The organism is Mitsuaria sp. GD03876, from assembly GCF_029840635.1.
In the GTDB taxonomy this organism is placed as follows: domain Bacteria; phylum Pseudomonadota; class Gammaproteobacteria; order Burkholderiales; family Burkholderiaceae_C; genus Roseateles.
In genome coordinates, this window is the sequence record NZ_JAOCCU010000088.1 from 1 (window position 1) to 7,685 (window position 7,685).

The following is a 7,685-nucleotide window of genomic DNA, read 5'->3' on the forward strand; positions in this document are numbered from 1 at the left end:
CGAGCCGGTGTCCAAGCGCGTCGAGCTGGACCTGGACGCGCTGGCCGCGCAGGGGTTCCTGACGCCGAACGCGCCGCGCACGGTGATGGCGGACCAGTACCGCAACATCAAGCGCCCGCTGATCCGCAACGCGATGAACAAGGGCGCCTCGTCGCTCAAGCACGCCAACCTGATCATGGTGACGAGCGCGCTGCCGGGCGAAGGCAAGAGCTTCACCTCGCTGAACCTGGCGATGTCGATCGCCGCCGAGTTCGACAACACCGTGATGCTGGTGGACGCCGACGTCGCCCGCCCGTCGATGCTGCGCATGCTGGGCCTGCCGCCCGGCCCGGGCCTGCTGGACGTGCTGGAGAAGGAGGCCGACATGGCCAGCGTCCTGCTCAAGACCAACGTCGACAAGCTGACGCTGCTGCCCTCGGGCCGCCCGCACGCGCGCGCCACCGAGCTGCTGGCCTCCGACGCGATGAGCGCGCTGCTGGACGACATGGCCAAGCGCTATCCGGACCGGATCATCATCTTCGACAGCCCGCCGCTGCTGCTGACCACCGAGTCGCGGGTGCTGGCCACGCACATGGGCCAGATCGTCATCGTCGTGCAGGCCGAGCGCACGCCGCAGAGCGCGGTGCAGCAGTCGGTGGCCGCGATCGAGAGCTGCCCGCTCAAGATGGTGCTGCTCAACCAGGCCAGCAACAAGCGCAGCAGCGGCTACGGCTATGGCTACGGGTATGGCTACGGGTACGGCTACGGCTACGGCCAGGCCGACGGACAGGGCGACGCCCCGGTCGACGCGTCGGCCGAGGCCGGCCGGGACCGGGCCTGACGCGATGACGCGGCCCCCCGTCCACCGCCGCCGGCCGTTGTCCCTCGCGTGCGCCGCCGCGCTGGCGACGCTGGCGGTCCTGGCGCATGCCCCGGCGCGCGGCCAGGACAGCGGCGGGGACAGCGGCTCGCGCAAGGGCTGGACGATCGAGCCCAAGATCTCGGTCACCGAGACCTGGACCGACAACCTGCAGCTGGCGCCGGACGGCTTCCGCGACAAGGCGATCATCACCGCCGTCTCCCCCGGCATCTCGATCAGCAGCAACAGCGGCGCGGTGCGCGGCAACTTCGACTACACGCTGGACGGCCTGGTCTACACGAAGAGCGAGCGCTCGGCGCGGGTCCAGAACCAGCTCAACACCCGCATCCTGGCCGAGCTGGTGCCGCAGGCGCTGTTCGTCGACGTGCGCGGCAACGTCAGCCAGCAGTCGATCTCGGCCTTCGGCCAGCAGAGCACCAACAACCAGCTCGACAGCCCGAACCGCACCGAGGTGCGCTCGCTGCAGGTCTCGCCGTACTGGCGCGGCATCCTCGCCGGGCTGGCCACCTTCGAGCTGCGCGCCACCGGGCTGATCCGCAGCTCCAGCGACGGCGGCGGCGGCGCGGGCAGCTCCGCCAGCGGCGACAGCAAGCAGGGCACGCTGTCGCTGGGCCTGTCCGGTCCGCAGGGCCGGGTCTTCAACTGGGGCCTGAACGCGAGCACCCAGCGCATCCATTTCGACCAGACCGGCGTCGACAACCGGACCTCGTCGCTGCTGGGCTCGCTGTACTGGATCCCCGACGTCGACTGGACGCTGGGCGTCAACGCCGGGCGCGAGCGCAGCGACTACTTCGGCAGCGAGACCTCGACGATCTACGGCGTGACCGCGCGCTGGACGCCGACGCCGCGCACCCGCATCGACGGCGAGTGGCAGCACCACAGCTATGGCAACAGCCACAACCTGGCGCTGGAGCACCGCATGCAGCAGATCGCGCTGCGCGTGTCGAGCTCCCAGAGCGTGCAGACCAACGACGCGCCCACCGGCCAGGCCACCAACTACCAGCTGCTGGACCTGCAGTTCCAGGGCATCCAGCCCGACCCGGTCAAGCGCGACGCGCTGGTGCGGGCGGTGCTGGCGGCGATGGGCCTGAACGGCGACGCGCTGACCGGCAACGGCTTCATCTCCAACACCGCGATGCTGCAGCGGCGCACCGAGCTGTCCATCGGCTACACCGGCCCGCGCCTGGTCGCGACGCTGGGCGCCAACGACAGCCTGAGCCGCCGGCTGGGCGTCTCGCCCACCGGCAGCGGCGACCTGGCGCTGACCAACCGGCTGCGCCAGCGCGGCGCGTCGGTCAGCCTGGGCTACCGCTTCACGCCGCTGACCACCGGCAGCCTCAGCGTCACGCGCCAGCACACCGCCGGCGACGACGTGGGCTCCACCGACATGACTTCGTTGCTGGCCAGCGTGGCGATGCGCGTGGGCCCCCGCGCCGACGCCAGCTTCGGGCTGCGCCACACGAAGTTCGACGACAACGCCTTCGGCAACTCCGGCTATCGCGAGAACGCGGTCTACGCCTCGCTGTCGCAGCGCTTCTAACCGCATCACCGCCATGTACGAGGCCTTCTACGGGCTGGCCAGCAAGCCGTTCCAGCTCAGTCCCGATCCCAGCTTCTACTTCGGCAGCAAGCAGCACCGCCGCGCCAAGGCCTACCTGGACTACGGCGTCCTGCGCAGCGACGGCTTCATCGTCATCACCGGCGAGATCGGCGCCGGCAAGACGACGCTGGTGCGCGGGCTGCTGGACAGCCTGAACCGCAGCAACGTCGTCATCGGCAACGTCGTCACCACGCAGCTGGACGCCGAGGACACGCTGCGCCTGGTCGGCGCGGCCTTCGGCGTGCGGGTCAAGGACCTGCCCAAGAGCGAGCTGCTGATGGCGCTGGAGGCCTTCTTCGTCAGCGAGGCCAGCCGCGGCAAGCGCTGCCTGCTGATCGTCGACGAGGCGCAGAACCTGACCGCGCGCGCGGTCGAGGAACTGCGCATGCTGTCCAACTTCCAGTTCGGCAACCAGTCGCTGGTGCAGACCTTCCTGGTCGGCCAGCCCGAGTTCCGCGGCATCCTGCAGCGGCCCGAGATGGAGCAGTTCCGCCAGCGCATCGCCGCGAGCTGCCACATCGGTCCGCTGGACGAGGAAGACACCCAGCGCTACATCGAGCACCGGCTCAAGTGCGCCGGCGCCGACGGCAAGCCCAGCTTCGACGCCGACGCGTTCACCGCGCTGCACCGCGCCAGCCACGGCATCCCGCGCCGCATCAACACGCTGTGCGACCGGCTGCTGCTGCTGGGCTTCATGCACGAGAACCCGCACCTGAGCGCGGCCGACGTCGAGGAAGTGGTGCAGGACCTGGCGCGCGAATCCGCCTCGGCGCCCGCGCCGGCGGTGCACGGCGCGGAGATCAACGGCCACGCGGCCGGCAACCTCGCGGTCGACCTGGACCTGTCGCGGCTGCGCGCGCGGGTCGGGGAGGTGGGCGAGCTCGGCACGCTGGCGCAGGAACTGGCCGGGCTCAGCCTGGACGGGCAGGACGCGCGGCTGCAGCGCATCGAGGACAGCCTGACGCGGCTGGAACGGATCAACCAGCAGACGCTGGCGCTGCTGCAGAAACTGGTGGGAGCGGTGCGATGACCCCGACGACCTCGACGACTTCGGCGACCCCGGCGTCCGGCACCGCCCGGCCGCGGATCCGCAACGCGATGAGCATCGACGTGGAGGACTACTTCCAGGTCTCCGCCTTCGCGCCCTACATCGCCCGCGGCGACTGGGACCGGCGCGAATGCCGCGTCGAGCGCAACGTGATGCGCATCCTGGACCTGCTCGACGCGCGCGGCGTCAAGGCCACCTTCTTCACGCTGGGCTGGATCGCGCAGCGCTATCCGCAGCTGGTGCGCGAGATCGTCGCCCGCGGCCACGAACTGGCCAGCCACGGCTTCGGCCACGAGCGCGCCAGCGACCTGGACCGCGCGTCGTTCCTGAAGGACGTCGGCGACGCCAAGGCGCTGCTGGAGGACCTGGGCGGCGTGGCGGTGAAGGGCTACCGCGCGCCCAGCTTCTCGATCGGCAAGGACAACCTCTGGGCCTTCGACGTGCTGCTCGAATGCGGCTACCGCTACAGCTCCAGCGTCTACCCGATCCAGCACGACCACTACGGCATGCCCGATTCGCCGCGCTTCGCCTACGAGGTGCGTCCGGGCCTGGTCGAGGTGCCGGTGACCACGCTGCGATTCCGCGGCAAGAACTACCCGAGCAGCGGCGGCGGCTGGTTCCGGCTGCTGCCCTACGGCGTGACGCGCTGGATGATCGAGCGCTTCAACCGCATCGAGGGCCGCAGCGCGGTCTTCTACTTCCACCCGTGGGAGATCGATCCGGCGCAGCCGCGCATTCCCGGCATCGATGCCAAGACGCGCTTCCGGCACTACGTGAACATCGGCCGCACCGAGTCGCGCATCGAGCAGCTGCTCGGCGACTTCGCGTGGGCGCGGATGGACGAGCTCTTCCTGGCGCCCGAGGGCGCGCGGCTGGCGGCATGAGCCCGACGCCCCGATCGGCGGTCCAGGTCAAGCGGCTCGGACTGAAGGACGCGGACAGCGCGCGGCGCTGGGACGCGTTCGTGCAGGCCTGCCCGTCGGCGACCTTCTTCCACCTGGCCGCCTGGCAGCGGATCATCCGCAAGCAGTTCGGCCACGAGGGCTACTTCCTCTACGCCGAGCGCGACGGCGCGATCGAGGGCGTGCTGCCGCTGGCGGAGAACAAGAGCCGGCTGTTCGGCCATGCGCTGGTGGGCCTGCCGTTCGCGGTCTACGGCGGCGTGGCCGCGGTCTCGGACGAGGCCGCGCGCGCGCTGGAGGACGAGGCGCAGGCGCTGGCGCGCCGGCTCGGCGTCGAGCACCTGGAGCTGCGCAACGTCGAGCGCCGCCACCTCGACTGGCCGCACCAGGACCTGTACGTCACCTTCCGCAAGGAGATCCTCGAGGACGAGGAGGCCAACATGCTGGCGATCCCGCGCAAGCAGCGCGCGATGGTCCGCAAGGGCATCAAGAACAACCTGAAGGCGGAGATCGACCGCGACGCCGGCCGCTTCTTCGCGCTGTACGCCGACAACGTCCACCGCCACGGCACGCCGGCGATGCCGCGGCGCTACTTCCAGGCGCTGCTGGACGAGTTCGGCGACGCGGCCGAGGTGCTGGTCGTCAGCTCCGAGCAGGGCGAGCCGCTGTCGGGCGTGCTGAGCTTCTACTTCCGCGACGAGGTGCTGCCGTACTACGCCGGCGACGCGGTCGCCGCGCGCGACCTGGCCGCCAACGACTTCAAGTACTGGGAGCTGATGCGCCGCGCCTGCGGCCGCGGGCTCAAGGTCTTCGACTACGGCCGCTCCAAGCAGGGCACCGGCAGCTACTCGTTCAAGAAGAACTGGGGCTTCGAGCCGACGCCGCTGAACTACGAGTACTGCCTCTACAAGCGCGAGGCGGTGCCGCAGAACAACCCGAGCAACGCCAAGTACCAGCTGATGATCAAGGCCTGGCGCCGGCTGCCGATCTCGGTGGCGAACTGGCTGGGCCCGCACATCGTGCGCAGCCTGGGCTGAGGACGCGCGCATGGCCAACATCCTGTACCTGGTCCACCGGCTGCCGTACCCGCCCAACAAGGGTGACAAGCTGCGTTCGTACCACCTGCTCAAGCACCTGGCCGCGCACCACAAGGTCTGGCTGGGCACCTTCGTCGACGACGCCGAGGACTGGGCCCACCTGCCCGCGCTGCGCGCGCAGTGCGCCGAGCTCTTCGCCGCCGACCTCAACCCGCTGCTGGCCCGCGTGGCCAGCCTGCGCGGCCTGGCCACCGGCGAGGCGCTGAGCCTGCCGTACTACCGCCAGCGCGCGATGCGCGACTGGATCGCGAAGATCGCGCGCGAGCAGCGCTTCGACGCGATCATGGTGTTCTCGTCGACGATGGCGCAGTACGCCGAGCAGCTGCGCGCCGTCGCTGGCCCGGTGCCGATGCTGATCGACTTCGTCGACGTCGACTCCGCCAAGTGGACCGACTACGCCAAGGCGCACCGCTGGCCGATGTCCTGGCTGTACCGCCGCGAGGGCCGCGAGCTGCTGGCCTACGAGCGGCGCGTCGCGGAGCAGGCGCGCTGCTCGTTCTTCGTGACCGAGGGCGAGAAGGCGCTGTTCCAGCAGCTGTCCGCCAGCGGCGCGCCGGTCGAGGCGCTGGGCAACGGCGTGGACAGCGGCTACTTCGCCCCGCTGCCGCAGCAGGCCAATCCGTTCGACGCCGACGAGCTGCCGCTGGTCTTCACCGGCGCGATGGACTACTGGCCCAACGTGGACGCGGTGCAGTGGTTCGCCGCCGAGGTGCTGCCGCAGCTGCGCCAGCGCTGGCCGACGCTGCGCTTCACCATCGTGGGCCGGGCGCCGACGCCGTCGGTGCTGGCGCTGGCCGGCGACGCGGTGCGCGTCACCGGCACCGTGCCCGACGTGCGGCCCTACCTGCAGCACGCGGCCGCGGTGGTCGCGCCGCTGCGGCTGGCGCGCGGCGTGCAGAACAAGATCCTGGAGGCGATGGCCGTCGGCCGCCCGGTGGTGGCGGCGCGCTCCTGCGTCGAGGCGCTGGGCGCGGACGGCGTGCTGGCCGGCCAGGACCTGCTCTCGGCCGACAGCGCCGCCGACTACCTGGAACTGGTCCACGCGCTGCTGAGCGCGCCGGCCCGCGCGCAGGCGATCGGCCAGCAGGCGCGCGAGCGCGTGCTGCGCCAGTTCAGCTGGCAGGCCCACCTGTCCAAGCTGGATGGCTACCTGCCGCAAACCGGACCGAGGGAGCAGGCGGCATGAGCGCAGCGCAGGGCCGTCCCAAGCAAGCTCGCGTCCCCTCGGGGGACCGGCCGCGGCGGGCCGCGGACGAGGGGTCCCTATGAGCGCGACGACGCCGTCGGCCCTGCGCGAGGGCGGGATTCCCCAGGCCTGGCGCCGCCCGCTGGCCGTGCTGCTGCTGCTGATGCTGGCGGTGCTGCTGCTGTACCGTCAGACGGCGCTGGGCATGGTCACGATCTGGTGGCGCTCCGGCACCTTCACCCATGCCTTCCTGGTGCCGCCGATCGTGCTGTGGCTGGCCTGGCGCCGGCGCGCGATGGTCGCGCCGCTGGCGCCGCGGCCGGTGCCGTGGCTGGCGCTGCCCATCCTGGCGCTGGGCGCGGCCTGGCTGTTCGCCGACTTCGCCGCGATCAACGCGGTCACGCAGCTGGCGCTGGTGGCGATGCTGGTGCTGCTGGTGCCGGCGGTGCTGGGCTGGCGCGTCGCGCGCGAGATGGCCTTCCCGCTGGGCTTCCTGTTCTTCTGCGTGCCGGTGGGCGAGTTCCTGCTCCCGCAGCTGATGGACTGGACCGCGAGGTTCACCGTCGTCGCGCTGCGCCTGAGCGGCCTGCCGGTCTACCAGGAAGGCCTGCAATTCATCATCCCCAGCGGCCAGTGGTCGGTGGTGGAGGCCTGCTCCGGCGTGCGCTACCTGATCGCCTCGGCGATGGTGGGCACGCTCTACGCCTACCTGAGCTACCACGCGACGCGCCGCCGGCTCGCCTTCATCGCCTTCGCGCTGGCGTTGCCGCTGGTGGCGAACTGGGCGCGCGCCTACCTGATCGTGATGATCGGCCACCTGTCGGGCAACACGCTGGCCGTGGGTGTGGACCACCTGATCTACGGCTGGCTGTTCTTCGGCGTGGTGATGCTGGCGATGTTCCTGATCGGCGCGCGCTGGGCGCAGCCGGAACTGCCGCTGGTCCCGCCGGCGCGCGAGGCCGCCGCCGCCACCGGCGGCTGGGCCGCGACCGC

7 protein-coding genes are annotated in these 7,685 nt (G+C 71.2%); all 7 read left to right on the top strand.

Features of this window, described 5'->3' with window-relative positions; all coding sequences use genetic code 11:
* A partial coding sequence (locus N5D62_RS28010; RefSeq protein ID WP_279761391.1) for an XrtA-associated tyrosine autokinase occupies positions 1-820 on the top strand: 820 nt, incomplete at its 5' end.
* A 4-nt stretch (positions 821-824) separates the two neighbouring features.
* A complete protein-coding gene (locus tag N5D62_RS28015; protein WP_279761393.1) occupies positions 825-2,399 on the top strand; it encodes a TIGR03016 family PEP-CTERM system-associated outer membrane protein in 1,575 nt (524 codons plus the stop codon).
* 13 nt (positions 2,400-2,412) lie between these two features.
* Complete coding sequence (locus N5D62_RS28020; protein WP_279761395.1) at positions 2,413-3,489, top strand: XrtA/PEP-CTERM system-associated ATPase; 1,077 nt, start codon at positions 2,413-2,415, stop codon at positions 3,487-3,489.
* A complete protein-coding gene (locus N5D62_RS28025; RefSeq protein ID WP_279761397.1) occupies positions 3,486-4,391 on the top strand; it encodes an XrtA system polysaccharide deacetylase in 906 nt (301 codons plus the stop codon). The genes N5D62_RS28020 and N5D62_RS28025 overlap by 4 nt, the downstream gene beginning before the upstream one ends.
* Complete coding sequence (locus N5D62_RS28030; RefSeq protein WP_279761399.1) at positions 4,388-5,446, top strand: FemAB family XrtA/PEP-CTERM system-associated protein; 1,059 nt, start codon at positions 4,388-4,390, stop codon at positions 5,444-5,446. The genes N5D62_RS28025 and N5D62_RS28030 overlap by 4 nt, the downstream gene beginning before the upstream one ends.
* Positions 5,447-5,456: 10 nt before the next feature.
* Positions 5,457-6,692 carry a TIGR03087 family PEP-CTERM/XrtA system glycosyltransferase gene (locus tag N5D62_RS28035; protein ID WP_279761402.1) on the top strand — a complete coding sequence of 412 codons (1,236 nt, stop codon included), beginning with the start codon at positions 5,457-5,459 and terminating at the stop codon, positions 6,690-6,692.
* A 79-nt stretch (positions 6,693-6,771) separates the two neighbouring features.
* On the top strand, positions 6,772-7,685 hold a 914-nt coding region (xrtA, locus tag N5D62_RS28040; protein WP_279761404.1), incomplete at its 3' end, for an exosortase A.

Excerpts from the sequence above, each read along its gene's own strand:
- N5D62_RS28020 (WP_279761395.1), top strand. The coding sequence starts at position 2,413 with ATGTACGAGGCCTTCTACGGGCTGGCCAGCAAGCCGTTCCAGCTCAGT.
- N5D62_RS28030 (WP_279761399.1), top strand. The coding sequence starts at position 4,388 with ATGAGCCCGACGCCCCGATCGGCGGTCCAGGTCAAGCGGCTCGGACTG.
- N5D62_RS28015 (WP_279761393.1), top strand. The coding sequence starts at position 825 with ATGACGCGGCCCCCCGTCCACCGCCGCCGGCCGTTGTCCCTCGCGTGC.
- N5D62_RS28035 (WP_279761402.1), top strand. The coding sequence starts at position 5,457 with ATGGCCAACATCCTGTACCTGGTCCACCGGCTGCCGTACCCGCCCAAC.
- N5D62_RS28025 (WP_279761397.1), top strand. The coding sequence starts at position 3,486 with ATGACCCCGACGACCTCGACGACTTCGGCGACCCCGGCGTCCGGCACC.